The 14,824-nt window shown below is 42.4% G+C and carries 12 protein-coding genes and 1 other annotated feature; of the genes, 3 read left to right on the forward strand and 9 right to left on the reverse strand.

Annotation, left to right across the window (positions count from 1 at the left end; genetic code table 11):
- Nucleotides 1-2 precede the first annotated feature (2 nt).
- The 3 genes from murA to A5886_RS13165 all read right to left on the reverse strand — a co-directional run bounded on the left by murA (nt 3) and on the right by A5886_RS13165 (nt 6,421).
- Nucleotides 3-1,262 carry a UDP-N-acetylglucosamine 1-carboxyvinyltransferase gene (murA, locus tag A5886_RS13155; protein WP_086275547.1) on the reverse strand — a complete coding sequence of 420 codons (1,260 nt, stop codon included), beginning with the start codon at nt 1,260-1,262 and terminating at the stop codon, nt 3-5.
- A 137-nt stretch (nt 1,263-1,399) separates the two neighbouring features.
- Nucleotides 1,400-5,332 carry a WxL domain-containing protein gene (locus tag A5886_RS13160; protein ID WP_086275548.1) on the reverse strand — a complete coding sequence of 1,311 codons (3,933 nt, stop codon included), beginning with the start codon at nt 5,330-5,332 and terminating at the stop codon, nt 1,400-1,402.
- Nucleotides 5,333-5,551: 219 nt separating this feature from the next.
- Complete coding sequence (locus tag A5886_RS13165; RefSeq protein WP_054115041.1) at nt 5,552-6,421, reverse strand: class II fructose-bisphosphate aldolase; 870 nt, start codon at nt 6,419-6,421, stop codon at nt 5,552-5,554.
- 357 nt (nt 6,422-6,778) lie between these two features.
- Here A5886_RS13165 and A5886_RS13170 point away from each other — a divergent pair, with 357 nt between their 5' ends.
- On the forward strand, nt 6,779-7,243 hold the full coding sequence (locus A5886_RS13170; RefSeq protein WP_086275549.1) for a YehR family lipoprotein: 465 nt from the start codon (nt 6,779-6,781) through the stop codon (nt 7,241-7,243).
- 80 nt (nt 7,244-7,323) lie between these two features.
- Here the strand turns inward: A5886_RS13170 and pyrG are convergent, their stop codons facing one another.
- A complete protein-coding gene (pyrG, locus tag A5886_RS13175; protein ID WP_086275550.1) occupies nt 7,324-8,931 on the reverse strand; it encodes a CTP synthase in 1,608 nt (535 codons plus the stop codon).
- 771 nt (nt 8,932-9,702) lie between these two features.
- On the opposite strand from pyrG, the gene A5886_RS13180 reads away from it, so the two are divergent.
- The gene (locus A5886_RS13180; RefSeq protein WP_256926227.1) at nt 9,703-10,035 is read left to right on the forward strand and encodes an RNA polymerase sigma factor; all 333 of its coding nucleotides are present in this window, start codon (nt 9,703-9,705) and stop codon (nt 10,033-10,035) included.
- Complete coding sequence (locus A5886_RS13185) at nt 10,032-10,589, forward strand: hypothetical protein (RefSeq protein ID WP_086275551.1); 558 nt, start codon at nt 10,032-10,034, stop codon at nt 10,587-10,589. The genes A5886_RS13180 and A5886_RS13185 overlap by 4 nt, the downstream gene beginning before the upstream one ends.
- A 59-nt stretch (nt 10,590-10,648) precedes the next feature.
- Here the strand turns inward: A5886_RS13185 and A5886_RS13190 are convergent, their stop codons facing one another.
- The 5 genes from A5886_RS13190 to A5886_RS13210 form a co-directional block, all read right to left on the reverse strand.
- Nucleotides 10,649-11,362: a zinc metallopeptidase gene (locus A5886_RS13190; protein ID WP_086275552.1), complete on the reverse strand. Its 714-nt coding sequence runs from the start codon at nt 11,360-11,362 to the stop codon at nt 10,649-10,651.
- Between the two features lie 85 nt (nt 11,363-11,447).
- A complete protein-coding gene (locus A5886_RS13195) occupies nt 11,448-11,774 on the reverse strand; it encodes a zinc ribbon domain-containing protein YjdM (protein WP_086275553.1) in 327 nt (108 codons plus the stop codon).
- Between the two features lie 199 nt (nt 11,775-11,973).
- Nucleotides 11,974-12,633, reverse strand: coding sequence for a methionine ABC transporter permease (locus A5886_RS13200; RefSeq protein WP_086275554.1), 660 nt, complete (start codon nt 12,631-12,633; stop codon nt 11,974-11,976).
- The gene (locus A5886_RS13205; RefSeq protein ID WP_086275555.1) at nt 12,626-13,651 is read right to left on the reverse strand and encodes a methionine ABC transporter ATP-binding protein; all 1,026 of its coding nucleotides are present in this window, start codon (nt 13,649-13,651) and stop codon (nt 12,626-12,628) included. The genes A5886_RS13200 and A5886_RS13205 overlap by 8 nt, the downstream gene beginning before the upstream one ends.
- A gap of 12 nt (nt 13,652-13,663) precedes the next feature.
- On the reverse strand, nt 13,664-14,515 hold the full coding sequence (locus tag A5886_RS13210) for a MetQ/NlpA family ABC transporter substrate-binding protein (RefSeq protein ID WP_086275556.1): 852 nt from the start codon (nt 14,513-14,515) through the stop codon (nt 13,664-13,666).
- A 49-nt stretch (nt 14,516-14,564) separates the two neighbouring features.
- Nucleotides 14,565-14,794: a binding site (T-box leader), on the reverse strand.
- Nucleotides 14,795-14,824: the final 30 nt, after the last annotated feature.

The raw sequence follows: 14,824 nt of genomic DNA on the forward strand, positions 1-14,824 counted from the left end.
AGTTACTCCTCTATCATTTGGATATCTGCACCTAATGCAGTCAATTTTTCGATGATATGGTCATAGCCGCGTAAGATGTATTCGACATTGAAGACCGTGGTCGTTCCTTGTGCCATCAAGCCTGCGATCACGAGGCAAGCGCCAGCACGCAAGTCAGATGCCACCACTTCTGCACCGTGCAATTGCGCAGGCCCGCTGACAAAGATCATATTGCCTTCTGTTGTAGCATCGGCACCCATTCGTGCCAATTCTGGAATATGATTGACCCGTTTGGCATAGATCGTATCTAATATTTCTGATGTGCCTTGTGCCTTTAACAACAATGGTGTGATTGGCTGCTGCAGATCAGTCGCAAAACCTGGGTAGGGGTATGTTTTGACTACTGCGGGTTTTAGCTCTTTCGAAGGATGGACGTAGATCTCATCCTCACTGATATCCATGCGCACACCGATTTCTTCTAATTTGGCAATATAGCTTTCAAGATGTTCATAGATGACATTTTTGACAACGATGCCTTCACCAACAGCTGCTGCCAATGACAAGTACGTCCCTGCTTCGATTCGGTCAGGAATAATCGAATGACGACAGCCGTGCAATTCTTCTACACCTTCGATCCGGATTTCATTGGTACCAGCACCTCTGATTTTGGCACCCATATTGTTCAATAATGTTGCCACATCAATAATTTCAGGTTCACGGGCGGCATTTTCAATAATTGTTTTGCCTTTGGCTTTGACTGCAGCGAGCATGACATTGATCGTGGCGCCAATAGAAACCATATCCAAAAAGATCCGCTCCCCAGTTAACCCTTCATCATCTGTACGCAGATACATCGCACCATGTTCATTGGTCACTTTCGCACCAAGGGCTTCAAATCCTTTGATGTGTAAATCGATTGGGCGCGGGCCTAAGAAACAACCACCAGGTAAGCCAACCACGCCTTCACCAAATTTAGCCAATAAAGCACCCATAAAGTAATAAGACGCACGTAAACTATTGATTTTTCCGCTTGGCATGGGAATCGAGACGATATCGGTTGGATCAATTTCGAGGGTATTGTGTTCAAAATGGGTTTTGACGCCCATGATTTCGAGGATTTCAATTAATGAGTGCACATCTTGGATATCTGGCACTCCTTCTAAGACAACGGGAGAATCTGCAAGAATTGCAGCTGGAATCAACGCAACAGCACTGTTTTTTGCCCCGCTGATGGTGACTTCCCCTTGTAAGGGACGATTGCCTTCAATGACAATTTTCTTCATTTATATTCACCTATACTCTTTTTTAAATTTATGTGTATCAGTACAAGTTTAGCACAAAAACGCGAAAGAAAAAAGGAGGAGTATCTTACATTCTCATGTAGGATACTTCTCCTTTCCCTGATCAATCAGTTCTATCGTTAATTCCCCGGAACGGATTGCAGCTGCCAATCTAACGTGGTTTTATATGCCACCGCTTGCGGATTGGCTCCCCCCGGTACTTCCAAGAAAATACTCTGGTCAGCGCTTGTCTCATCCCCAAAACGATAGACCCAAGTCCCCTTGCCCTGTGCGTCATCTGCTGAAAGGACAAGATGCTTGTATCCTGGAATCAATCCGACTGTTGTTGCATAATTGAATGTCGGATCAGCACTCGTGTCAATGCTGGCCAACTCTTGATTCGTCAGATTGATTTGTGCCCCTTGCAAGGTATGACCGGACACTGATTCAAACGCGCCTGCTTGTGTCACCGCAAGCTGCCAGCCTTTATCTTCTCCACGCCTATCACTGACTTGCACATAATTTGGGCGCTCTTCCAAGCGACCATCATCTTCAATGATTCGCTGCGGCCGAGCATAGTACTGTGCGGTTTGTGTCGCGATACGTTGGACACCAAAATTGAAATTAGACACAAAGTCAATGCTCAACAGACCTTGGTCTGCAGGTCGATCTGGAAGATCTTCCGGCGTCACAGATTCTCCTGGATCTAAAGGATCTACAGGACCAACATGTGTTGGCTGTTTGACGATATAGGAGACTGCTTTGGGAAACACTGTGTCATGATAGACATAATCTTCCGTAAGCGGGTTGCGATTCCCAATATCTGTGTTGGTGGCCGGTCGTCGGAATGTATTATCGATTGTACTGTAAGTATCGATCACAGCACCGGAGTGGTCTTCCATCACAAATTGCAAGACATCATTTTCCGCTAATTGTTCCGGTAACGAAAGCGCAAAACTGCCGTCTGATTCTACCAATGTGTGTTGGATATAGGTTTGATTCAGATACAGGTTCACGCGGTTTCCTGCTTGGTTGATACTGTTAGGGAGCGCACGAACACTGCGATCTGTCGTAAAGATAGTCAGTGATTGGCCAAAGTCGGCCAATGCTGGTGGCCTGATTGGCAAGACCTCGATTTTGCCAATCGCTGCCAGTTCTTCATCCGGTATAGAAATGGCTGTGGATCCTTCTCCACGTTGTACAGATAAAAATTCAAAGGTTGTGCCGACTTCAAACAATGATGGTAACGTCAGCTTGATTCTACCGGCTTTCCCAGTAATATTTTGCTCGGCTTCTTCCCACGTTTGATATGCCGATTCTGCGCCTTGTGTCGAAAGACGATGGGTTTCTGTTTGTCCATTAGGGAATGTCACAAGTATTTCTGCTGTGACCTCACCCGTCCCAGCTTCACGTATCGAATGATCCCCTTCTTTAAATCCAAATTCGGCGATAAAAGACTTGTCCGCATTGGTTGGTTGTCGATAGCCTTGAGAAATTGGTTGCGCATTATTGGCTGAAATCCGTGAGACTGTCCCTGTTAAGCTTGGTAATAACCTTGTCAATTCTGGATCATTCTTACTTGTTGCTGTAACGAAATCCCGTCCTTCGTAATTGACATTGATCTTTGATGAAAACATGACATCTGCATCGTGGTCAAAGTTCCTGCCCGATTTCCATGCCGAAAAGAAGGTATCATTTAAAAGTAATTCTGATCCGTCTTTTGTCCCGAAGATATCTCCACCACCACGACGAATATTTCTGAAATCATAATAAAATGGTTCCGTCACGTTGAAACTCATGGTGTCTCCAGCCACAAACACACCGAACTCTTTATCACCACTTGAGGAACCTTCGGCAATAAAAATTGTGTCTTTTTGCTGCTCAAATGTTAAATGTCCGCCGTCCGACAGCATCGCTGCAGCGTAGTCATTGATCAGTACCAATCGAGACAATGAATTTGATTGTACGCCTGCTTCGTTATCGATCACAAAGTAATTGTTTCCCGTCCCTAGATACAAAGTGGCATATCTTTCGTCAACTGTGCCATCTGCCGGTTTAACAGAATAATGGGTATTATTTAAATCTAGGGCACCGCCATTTGTTACCCGAATACGGTTTTCTGAACCATGCATCGCCACAGCATTTGTATTGCTGCCAAGTCGGTCAAATTCAACATGCTTGGTTGCCAGTTTGCCATCATTGCGTACGGTTAGTCGGTTGTTGCCGTTTCTAAAAATAATCAGACCACGGGCACGATTAGACGATCCTTCAACAGTAACTTCTGAACCGCGATCAACGGTAAATTGTCCATTAGATGTTTCCAGTTCGATCGACGTGCCATACAGGTTACGGCTGGAGATAGTCGATTGATTGTCTACCAATAGTTCCGCTGATGCCCCGTTGATATATAGGCCTCTGCGGACCCCCGAACGTACCTGAAACTGGAGGGCAGATTCTTGGTCGACAATCATTTTGGCTTCCCTCCCTCTAAGACTGAGGCCATTGTTTGCTGTAGCCGTGGGTGCAGCGGTCCCTGAAGCTGTATCGATTGAGATTGTCGATTGATTGCTTAATCGTAACTGAGGGAAGTCTTTGTTTTGTCCGATTTGAATATTGTCGATCACGCCCGTTCCCGCATTTGAAATGGAGAGTTGACTATTATCGAGGGTAAGGCGCGCTTCTAGGCCATCAACAACTAGCGCCGATGCTGCGATTTGATTTTCTATCGTAATTTCAGAATCTAACAGGTCCATTTTTGGTTGATTCCCAGCAAGAACCACCCCGCTCCCTGATTGGGCATTGATGGACAATCGACTGTCATTGGTCATAGCAAACGATGGCTGGTTGCCGACTAAATTGACGCCAGTTTGCGTTTCACTTTTGATCAATATACGAGATTGATCCAATTGAACAGTTGGATTGGTGCCTTCTAGATTGATTGGCCGTTTATTTAGGGTCGTATCAATTTGCAGCTGGCTATCACCCGATAACAAAAGCCGCGGATTATTACCATTCAGCGTGATTACATTGTTGCTGTTCACTGTCGCGACTGGTGCTGTACCTATTGTATCAATGTTAAAACGGCTGCCCTCTTCAATTTGCACCAATGGATTTGGGCCTCGGTAATCAATTACGTTGGCATCTCCTGCAGTGGTCGTCACATCAACGGTGGCATTTCCTGAGAGTTGCACACTCGGCTGACTTACCGTAGGGGCCGAATAAAAGATCCAAAGATTTTGTTTGGCAATCGTTAGGTTTGCTTGATTGCTGATCAGAACATCTTTGACATTAAATAAAGTATCCGTCGAGCTGATTCGCGTATCAAAGGTATTCTGTCCACCTGTAAAATGGATTTTTGCTTCCCTCGCCAAAATTACGGCGGCACGGCTCGTACTTAATTCATACACATCTTCTAACTCGACTGTCCAACCTGTACCTAAGTCATTGTTGTCCAATGCTTTAAAAAAAGGAGTGGACCCTATTTTACTCAACCCTATATTTTCCAAACGTAAGGTTGCCGGCTGCGTATTCGAACGCAACTGCAAACCGAAGAAAATACTGTTGTTCGATAGACTCAATGTGTGTCCATTGCCTTGAATGACCAAATCACGATTCAATACAAAATTAACCCCAGTTGAAACAGTCACATTTGCGCCTAATGAAATCACGCCAACAGAAGAATTATTCATTGCATTGCGAAAATCACTTTCTGACGTTACAGTAGTTACATTAAGTGGCGCAATCGATCTTTGACTACTCTCCTCTGATCCATTAGGTGGGACGTTCATATGCATGTCCCCTTCCTTCGGTTCATTTTCATCCTGACGTTCTTCTTGGTCCTCAATTGTTTCTTGATCCTCTTGTTTTTCAGAGTCTTCCGTGCTTTGAGGCGGATTTTCAGCTGCATTTTCAGTCTCCGCTATTTCATCATCTTGTTGTATATCATCCCTCGTTGTTTCCACATAATCTATATGAGCAAACGTTTCAGCGCGTACAATATACAAAGGAGATGATAGTGCTTGGAAACAGATGAGTAACACACTAAGCAGTGATACCTTTCGTTTCAGTCCCATAATTATTTTCCCCCTAAATTCGAAAATATGATTTATCAAAAACGGTTTATGTCCAATGTCTTTAAACCCTTATTTAATATATATAAATAACCCATATAATAAAAATCATCTTTTTCGTCGGTTGGTGAAAAATCTATGTGCTAAGTTACATTGGACATATGAAACAAAAAAAAGCCGCTAGAAAGAAATCTTTCTAACGGCTTTTGGCAGTAATTCGAATTAAGCTTTACCAGCTGAACCGAACCAGTCGATGTGTTCTTCTGCATCTTTAACGATCGCAGCAACACCTGGTGCCAATAATTTACGAGGGTCGAATCCTTTGCCTTCTTGATCTTTGCCAGCTTCGATATATTCACGAGTTGCTTTAGCAAATGACAATTGGAATTCAGTATTTACGTTGACTTTAGATACACCCATAGCGATTGCTTTTTGGATTTGTTCTTGAGGAATACCAGAACCACCATGTAATACTAGAGGTACATCAGAACCTACAGCATCAGCGATTGCTTGTAAGTGGTCAAATGCAAGGCCTTTCCAGTTTTCTGGATATTGACCATGAATGTTACCAATACCGCAAGCTAGGTAGTCTAAACCAGTTGCAACCATTTGTTTACATTCTTCGATGTCAGCCAATTCGCCAGAACCGATAATACCATCTTCTTCTCCACCGATTGAACCAACTTCACACTCAACAGAGATACCTTTTGCGTGTGCTTTTTCTACAACTTCTTTAGCCAATTTCAAGTTTTCGTCGAATGGTAAGTGAGAGCCATCGAACATAACTGAAGTATAACCTACTTCGATACATTCCATTGCTGCATCATAGTCACCATGGTCTAAGTGGATTGCAACTGGAACAGTAATGTTCATTGAGTCAACTAAGTTAGTAATGATATCTTTAGCAACTTTGTAACCGCCCATGTATTTCGCAGCGCCCATTGAAGTTTGGATCAATACTGGTGCTTTCTTTGCTTCAGCGGCTTTTAAGATCGCTTGTGTCCATTCTAAGTTATTTGTGTTGAATCCGCCGACTGCATATCCGCCTTGACGAGCAGCTTTTAAGAATTCAGCTCCTGATACTACTGGCATAAAAAATTCCTCCTAAGTTTTAAAAAACTTTATTTGTTAAGCCATGCTTAACCGACACTGCTATTTTAGCAAATATTTGCGGTATTTGCTACTAAAAAAAAGAATTTATCTTTTCAAAAAAAGTCTGCACAAAGTCAGAAGACCGTTGTTTTCAAATCTTTTTCTGAAAACACTGTATTTTACAAGGCATTCTTTCCCTTCATCTTTCAATTCGCACAGTGTTTCACATGTGAAAATTCGCGAAAAATTTCACAATTTTTTTCGCTGATTTATCATAATTCACCTCAAAGGCATATTGAGCATATCAATAGTCATGTGAAAGCGCCTATACTATCATATTAAAAAAGGAGGGATAGAATGAAAAAAGCATTACTTGGATTTTTTGCGTTGGTTGGCGTATTATTTTTGGCAAGTTGTGGCACTGGTGCAGGTTCGCAAGAAGAATCGAAAACATTCACGATGGATCAAAACGGCGTATCGATGGAGTTGGTCTTCAACTACAGTGGCGACAAGGTCACTAGTCAAACAGCAAACAATGTCATGCCTTATGAAGCAATCGGGGTAAGCACCAAAGAAGAAGCACAAGAAGTTTTGGATCCAATCGCTGAACAATACCAGCAAGTACAAGGGTTAGATTACTCTTTAGAGTATAGCGATAGTGAAGCTACTGAATCCTTAACAATCAACTACGATGAATTAGATTATGATTCTGCCAAGCAGTTGCCTGGCGTTAGCTTCGAAGGCAACACAGACAATGGCATCAGTATGGAACGAACCGAAGAAATGCTTTTGGATCAAGGATACGAACTGAAAGAAGAATAATCCCTACGCGGGTCAATATAGAAAAAAACGCTAGTCATCGCGTTACTTCAGTTGAAGTACGCGAGACATAGCGTTTTTTGTTAGGCTTGACGATTGTTTAATGATGCACCGACGAATGCTTTGATCAAGCGTTGTGGACGGGTTGGGCGTGAAATCAATTCTGGATGGAATTGGCAGCCCACAAAGAATTTATTTTCTGGAATTTCAACGATTTCAACCAAACGATTGTCTGGTGATACACCTGAAAAGACCATTCCTTGTGCTTCGAATATTTCACGGTATTGGTTGTTGAATTCATACCGGTGACGGTGACGTTCTTGCACCACTTCTTCATCATTATATGCCGCAGCCGTTTTGGTGCCTTTCTTAATTTTACATGGATACAAGCCTAAGCGTAATGTACCACCCATGTTTTCAATGTTTTCTTGATCAGCCATCAAGTCAATGATGTTATTGGCTGTTTCTGGATCTGTTTCAGCAGAATTGGCATTTTCTAAGCCAACGACATTGCGGGCGAATTCCACGCAGGCCATTTGCATACCTAAACAAATACCTAAGAATGGCACATCGTTTTCACGGGCATAGCGAATCGCTTCGATTTTCCCTTCGATTCCACGATCGCCAAAGCCGCCAGGAACCAAGATACCGTCTGCATCAGCCAAGTATTCAGCCACATTTTCAGGTGTGATGTCTTGGGCTTTGATCCAATCCAATTCGATATCTGCATCAAACGCAAATCCAGAATGTTTCAATGCTTCTACTACAGATAGATAGGCATCTGGTAACTCAACATATTTCCCGACTAGGGCAATCCGAACTTTTTTCTTCAAGTTCAATACCTTTTCTTCCAATGCTTGCCATTCCGTCATGTCTGCAGCTGGTGCAGTCAATTTCAAATGGTCACAGACGATTTGATCCATCCCTTGCGCTTGTAGTGCCAATGGAATGGAATACAAGGTTTCCACGTCACGAGATTCAATGACAGCTTCTGGTGCCACATCACAAAATTGGGCCAATTTATTTTTGGTTGATTGAGAGACTGGTTGTTCCGTACGAACAACCAAGATATTTGGCTGAATCCCTAAACCACGCAATTCTTTGACACTATGTTGTGTCGGTTTGGTTTTCATTTCTCCTGCTGCTTTCAAATAAGGAATCAACGTCGTATGGATATACATCACATTATCTGAACCCACATCAGCTTTCATTTGACGCAAAGCTTCTAAGAAAGGCAATGATTCAATATCCCCAACCGTTCCGCCAACTTCAGTAATGATGACATCAGCGTCCGTCATTTTGGCAGCCCGCATGATTTTTTCTTTGATTTCATTGGTGATATGCGGAATCACTTGGACAGTTGCCCCTAAGTATTCCCCTTTACGCTCTTTCCGCAAAACTTCTGAGTAGATTTTTCCAGTTGTTACGTTTGAGTATTTGTTCAAGTTGATATCAATAAACCGTTCGTAATGCCCTAGGTCCAAGTCGGTTTCTGCGCCATCATCTGTTACAAAGACTTCCCCATGTTGATACGGACTCATTGTTCCTGGATCGACATTGATGTAAGGATCGAACTTTTGGATCGTTACTTTCAAGCCGCGGTTTTTAAGCAAACGGCCCAATGACGCTGCTACGATACCTTTACCAATTGAAGAAACCACGCCGCCGGTTACAAAAATATATTTTGTCATAAACTGAAAAACTCCTTTAATCTATTTTACAGGAAAAGCACTTAGAAAATAGTAAAAGCTCCCTATCCATCGAATGAATAGGGAGCGAAAATTCTAAATCACTTTCTGACTCTTGTAAAGAGTGCCCAAACAGAATGATACAATCTCACCTAACAAATGTCAAGAAAACTTTCTCGGATTTTTTTCAGAAAATCAATTGTGTTTCAAATTTGATTCAGTTATGCAAAGCAAGAAATTCTTAACTACTCTTCACGATTTCACCACAACTATTCTTGATAACATCACTTTTCTCCCCTCATTTCTTGATTTCTCCCTGCCATAATAGGTCTTGTAGATGAAGACTGGCGCTTTACTCGTTTTGCTAAAAATGATCAGAAGGTTACTTCTGGGTGTTTTTGGCAAAGGTGAGGTGCAGGTTCGATTCCTGCCTTCTACGCTAAGGGCCATTGAACAAGATGCATTTCCTGTATCTTGTTTTTTTGTGTTGTCTCGTTTCTTCTTTTATTCTTTCGTTGTCATCTCTTCCATGATTTGAGAAAAAGTGTGTAAGAGCGACCACTTTTTTTATATTTTTGTTCACTTTTTATACAGGTCATTTGTTGTTTGAATGAGGAGGGAAATATCGGTATGCAGATAGACGCTTATCAACATTATCTTTTTACAGTGACGAACGATTTGGTCCATTATCTGCAATCGATTGGTGCGAGTGTGTAAGATGCTGAAGACCTTGCACAAGAAGCCCTCGTAAAAATACTTGAGATCGATACTGTTTTGGCTGTTGACGAGATTCGGCCTTGGCTATTTCGCGTGGGTATCAACCGTTATTTCAACCTATATAATCAGACAAAACGCCGCAAGCGGATTCTCAAGCACTATGTACAGCCCACAGAAGAAGCCATCTGGCAAGAGGCAGATGACACGCTATATGATGCATTGCTGCAATTGCCATTGACCACGGCCACTCTTTTAGCCATGACATATATCGAAGGCCGCAGTATCAAAGAGATCAGCTTTTTGCTCAATCGGCCTGAAGATAGTTTCAAGGCTTCCCTTTATCGTGGACGTAAACAATTAAAGACAATCTTAAAGGAGACAGAACAATGACTATTGAAGACAAACAATTGGCAGCTATCGTAAAAAAAGCCCGGTGCAAGAACAATCGAAAACATATTCTCACTGTGTTACTGATGTTGATTCTCTTCGTAGGTGCACCGCTCACCTTGTATCTGCGTTACTATAACTACGGTCCTTTTCAAGGGAATAAAGTCGTTGGTGTTCCTGACAATCATTTGGTTCAATCCGAAAATGATAATGGCCTTAGTAGTTTATTATTTGATTATGGCTCCCATCTGACCTTCAATACTAATGCAACTTCAATGACTGTGTACATTGACACTTACCATTTTGGCGAAAGAGTCGGTCACGATTTGACCCAATATGATTATCCGACAGCAGACGAAGAATTCCCACTCCCTTTTGGTGGTGTACTCAGCATTGAAAATGACCAAATAGAGATTCAAAAGAAACAAGACATTCCTTTGCTTTATCTGGCAAATGGCAATGACTTGAAAATATATGAAGATTTCGAAAACAATATTGCCCAAGATAACCTTCAGACGTTGGAACGGGTTTTTTATATCTATATGATTGTTGAATAAAAAAAAGTATCTGCAGAAAAATGAATCTGCAGATACTTTCTTTAATTTTTGTTCAACCGCTAATTCCGACGATTATTCCCAAACAAGATCACCAACCGCAACAATTGCAGTAATGTGGCAACTGCTGCAGCGACATAAGTCAATGCTGCTGCAAAGAGAACCCGTCGTGCTTGCGGCACTTCTTCTTCTGTCAATAACCCACCATCGGCCAAGATACGGATTGCCCGTTTTGACGCATCAAATTCAACCGGTAATGTTACCAACTGAAAGATAAAGGCCAATGAGAAAGCGATCAATCCTAAATTCACTAGAAACGACCCGCGCAATAAAACACCAATCAAAATCAAAGGAATCGAGATCGATGTCCCAATGTTGGCGATGGGGACAATTGCATGTCGCAACCGTAAAGGGAAATACCCTTTAGCATCTTGAACAGCGTGTCCACATTCATGGGCTGCGACGCCAATGGCTGCGACCGATGTTGATTGCGCTGTGGCTTGCGACAAACTCAATGTTTTGTTTCCAGAATTGTAGTTATCCGTCAAATCACCGGCAATTGCTTGGACGCCTACATCATGGATTCCTTGGCTCTCCAAAATGAATTGCGCAGCTTTCGTTCCAGTAATATTGTTGCGACTTTTGACTTTGTCAAATTTGTTAAAGGTACTTTTGACATATGCTGAAGCAGCCATCGAAATGACCATACCGATGATCACTAAAATAAACGTCGGGTCATAAAACCAACCAAAACCATATCCACCCATACCGTACATAAGCGTATTCCTCCTTTAAATCTCTGACCTTATTTTACCATTAAAGTCGTGAAAAAATGATGAAGATGAAACGAATATTTTGCTTTTAACCTTTTTTTACAAATTCAGATTTCAATTTCATCGCACCAAAGCCATCAATCTTGCAATCGATATTGTGATCGCCTTCTACCAATTTGATATTTTTGACTTTGGTTCCTTGTTTGATTGCACCAGAGGCACCTTTGACTTTCAGATCTTTGATGACCGTTACTGTGTCACCATCGACTAGCAAGTTGCCATTGGCATCCTTATAGACAGGTGCTTCTTCTACTTGTTCTTCCCATTCATGTCCGCATTCTGGACAAACATATAAGCCGCGGTCTTCGTAGGTATAGCTTGATTGGCAAGCGGGGCAATGAGGCATTTGTGTCATGTTGTTGCTCCTTTGATCAGTAATATAGGCAGTGTATCCACCTCAACTCAGCATACCCAAAATTTGCTGCTGGTGCAACTGCGAATCGACCATTCTACACGCAAAAAAACAGCTGCTTTCAATCGACACACCAGGGCGTCTGCTGAAAGCAGCTGATTTTTGACGGTTCGCATGATCCATGATCTGATGAACAACGCGTTTATTTCGAAAAATGATTGGCACAAGCATCCCCGATCCATTGGATGACTTGGACGATGATTACCAGCAAAATGATCACAAAAATCAATATCGCTGTTTCATAGCGATAATAGCCATATTGAATGGCCAAATCGCCAATCCCACCGGCACCAATCGTTCCGACCATAGCGGAGTAGCCTAGCAAACTGATCAAAGTCAAAACAAAGCCGCGAATCAACGCAGGCAAACTTTCCGGTAAAATCACTTCGCGAATAATCTGACCTGTCGTTGCGCCAGAAGCAATACTTGCTTCCAATACGCCATAATCGATTTCTGCAAAAGCCGATTCTGCGATCCGCGCATAAAATGGAATGGCCGCAATCGACAGAGCAATAGCACCCCCCGCTGGTGTATAGGGATCACCGATCAGCAATGCGGAGACCGGAATCAATGTGATCAAGAGAATCAAAAACGGCAGTGAACGAATCGCATTCACTATAAAGTCTGCCACATGATGCAACACTTTGTTCTTGTAGAATAGTTTACTGCTGACCAAAAAGAGCAGCAAACCGATCAACAAACCGAATAGAACACCGATGATCGCGGACGTCCCTACCATAAAACAGGTTTCCCAAAGTGCTTTCGGTAAGTTGGCTTTCAAAATCTCAATCGTTTCAGTCATTGACGTCACCTACCTTCCGTAAAGAAAAGACGTTTTCGCCGATATATGTTCGCGCCTTTTGGACTTCTTCTTCAGGTCCAGTGAGATAGACATACAAGATACCAATCACATCTTGTTGAATATATTCAATTTTGCCATGAATAATATTCACTGCTACATCATAGGCCTTTGCAACGGTTGAAATCAACGGTTCCAATGTGTATTCTCCTTGATATCTCAATTCCAGCAACTCACCTTGTGTAAACAGTGCAGCAATTTCATCAGGCAATGTCAGATCCAAATAGCGACCTACTAATTTTTTTGTTATAGGTTGATTGGGTTGACTGAATAAGCCATATGTTGATTGTTCTTCCACAATCCGCCCGTTTTCCATAACAGCAACGCGGTCAAAAAACTTGCGTGCTACATCCAATTCATGGGTAATAAAGACAATCGTGATCCCGGTTTGGGCTTTGATCCGTGTCAACAATTGCAAGATTTCTTCGGTTGTTTCGACATCTAGCGCACTGGTAGCTTCGTCGCAGAGCAAGATCTCGGGCTCATTGGCAATCGCACGGGCAATACCGATACGCTGCTTTTCGCCACCAGACAAATTATTGGGATACGTATGCAATTTATCAGTTAAATCTACCATTTCCAATAATTCTTTGATTCGTGCTTCTCGTTTGTCTTTCGGATAATTGCCGGCTTTCAATGCGAAGGCCAAATTATCTTTGATTGTCCGATTGTGGATCAAATTGAAATGTTGAAAGATCATGCCGATTTTTTGACGTAATTCCCGCAATGCTTGCCCACGGGCTTTCGTGATGTCCTGTCCATCAATCAAAATCTGGCCGCTTGAAGGTGCCTGTAATAGATTCAAGGTACGGACGAGGGTGCTTTTCCCCGCCCCGCTCAAACCAACAATGCCGAATACTTCCCCCGTCTGAACAGAAAAATCAACGTTGTCCACAGCTTTTTTTATTTGCTTGTTCTGTTTGAATTGCACAGATAGCTGTTTTACTTCTATTTTTGCCATAACTGACCCTTCTTACTCAGTCCAGAAATCTGGTTGATTGAAATCTTTGAACGCGGAATCTGCAATTGCATCTTTGAAGTCTTGACTCTCTAATACTTCAGTGACTGCTTGGGCAAAATCGCTGTCTTTGTCTTCCGTACGCACAACAAAAACATTTTTGTATTCTTCTTTCAATGATTCTAACGCCAACGCATCTGCTGGGTCTAATGACGCAGCCCAAGCAAAGTTTCCTGGTACCAACGCCAAATCGACTGTATCTAACGAACGCGCCAATTGAGCGGCATCCAATTCTTTAAATGTTAAGTTCTTAGGATTTTCTTTGATATCTGCAACCGTTGCTTTTGTTTCATCGATGTCATCGGCAATCGTGATCAAATCATTGGCTGCTAATAATTGCAATGTCCGTGCCAAGTTTGACGCATCATTGGCGATCGACACTGTTGCACCATCTGCTAAATCATCCAAACTTGTCAATGTGTTTGAATAGATCCCCATACCGAGTGTTGGTACTTTTTGTAATGCAGTCAAATCCAACCCGTTGTCTGCTGAAAATTTTTCCAGATACGCGGTATGTTGAAAGAGATTGGCATCGATTTGTCCATTGGCCAATGCATTATTCGGTTGAATATAGTCATTAAACACTTTTGTCGTTAATTCATAGCCTTTATCTGCTAATAACGGTGAGATAACATCCGTCACCATATCACCATAAGGACCAGGTGCTACACCCACAACTTTCTCTTCTAATGCTGCTGTACTACTGGACGCTTGGGTATCACTGGTGCTGCTGTTCCCGCAAGCTGCCAAAGAGAACAAGACGGCCGCTGCCGCCAAACCAACTGTCAATTTTTTTAAACCTAACATTTACATTTCCCCCTTTTTAAATAAAAAAAGTCCTCTCCCCGTATTATAGGGAAAGGACGAAACAACCAAGTTCGTGGTACCACCTTTATTCGTTGATCAACATCAACCTTATCAGTTCACTGATTTGCTGTAACGGGCAACCCGTTGCACGCTTGTATCTAAGATACTCACGTCCAAACGCTCCAAGACCATCTTCAATCACCTGCTTGCGCTCTTTCTCACCATCCGAGCTCTCTGAAACAAGCACAATCGATCTACTTTTCTTATCATTGCGTGTTTTTTAATTGTGCTTAACTATACGATATGGAG

It is taken from the genome of Candidatus Enterococcus testudinis, from assembly GCF_002140915.1.
GTDB classification, from domain to species: domain Bacteria; phylum Bacillota; class Bacilli; order Lactobacillales; family Enterococcaceae; genus Enterococcus_D; species Enterococcus_D testudinis.